Source organism: Pseudomonas sp. Root569, assembly GCF_001427465.1.
Lineage (GTDB): Bacteria > Pseudomonadota > Gammaproteobacteria > Pseudomonadales > Pseudomonadaceae > Aquipseudomonas > Aquipseudomonas synxantha.
In genome coordinates, this window is record NZ_LMGQ01000010.1 from 83341 (window position 1) to 84601 (window position 1261).

Consider the following 1261-nt stretch of genomic DNA (forward strand, 5'->3'; position numbering starts at 1 on the left):
TTTTTCAGCTGGCCGCAGGCGTCGTAGCCGTAGCGCAAGGTGCCCCAGCCTTGGTGTTCGGCGGTGAGGCGGTTTTGCCGGTCGTATTCGTAGGCCAGGGCCCAGTGGCCGTCTTCGACGCTGAGGAGGTTGCCTTGGCGGTCGTAGGTTTAATCAACCACGCTGTTATCGGGCAGGGTTTTTCTTACAAGACGCCCGGCGTGGTCGCGCTCGTAGCGGGTGACCAACGTAGAGTCATCGTCACCGTATTCCGTCTTCTCCAGCAGATTGCCGTTGAGGTCGTGGGCATAGGCGGTGCGCTGGCCGTCGAAGCCGGTTTCCTGTTGGAKCAGGCCGTTGGGGTGATAGGTGAGCTGGTAGGTTTCGCCGACTTCGTTTTCGATCTCGGTGAGCAACAGCCGGGCGTTGTCGTAGCGGTATTGGACCTGGGTGCCGTCGGCGTTGAGGCGGCGGCTGATCAGGTGCAGGCCGCCTTCGTATTCGTAGCGGGTGACGTGGCCGAGTTCATCGCGCTCGGCGATGATTTTTCCGTAGGGGTTGTAGCTCAATTCCCGGCAAGCGCCGCCGGGCTGGGNGCGCTCGGCGATGATTTTTCCGTAGGGGTTGTAGCTCAATTCCCGGCAAGCGCCGCCGGGCTGGGTCAGTTTCAGCAGACGTCCTACGGCGTCCCATTGATACTGGGTCAGCGCCCCGTATTCATCCTCACATGCTACTTGCCGCCCTAGATCGTCATAGCGGTAGCGCTTGATCCCGCCATTGGGCAATTGTTCCTCAAGCAACTGCCCACGTTCGTTCCATACCAGCCGATGACAGCTGTGATCGGGATACCAAACCCCGGTCAGTTGCCCACGTTTGTTGTAGCTGTAGTCCGTGACCTGCCCGTCAGGATCGGTCCTGCGCGTAACATCGCCCCGGTCATTACGCTCATATTTCCAGACCGCCTCGCCACGCCTGACAACCCGTACGAAACCGCTGTCATACTCGTAGGACGTCGGCTCGTCATCCCCCGGAAACAACGCCACCAAGCGTCCGGCTTCGTCGTACTGATAGGCGGTCACCGCCCCCAGCGGATCTTGCTCGACGGTCAGTCGACCCTTGTCATCGTAGGATTTGAAATGCTGGGCGCCGTCCGGATCAATGCGTTGTACCAACCGCGCCCGTTCATCGTGGACATACACTTCCTGGCTACCATCAGCGTTATGCACGGTGACACGGCCGTCATCCGCCCAGGCATACCGCGTGTCCATCTGCGAAAAACTCG

The 1261-nt window shown here is 60.2% G+C and carries 2 pseudogenes; both read right to left on the reverse strand.

Annotated elements, in window-relative coordinates:
- A pseudogene (locus tag ASD70_RS29365) lies at positions 1-574 on the reverse strand (type IV secretion protein Rhs); the annotation flags it as partial.
- 1 nt (position 575) lies between these two features.
- Positions 576-1261: pseudogene (locus ASD70_RS29370) on the reverse strand (type IV secretion protein Rhs); the annotation flags it as partial.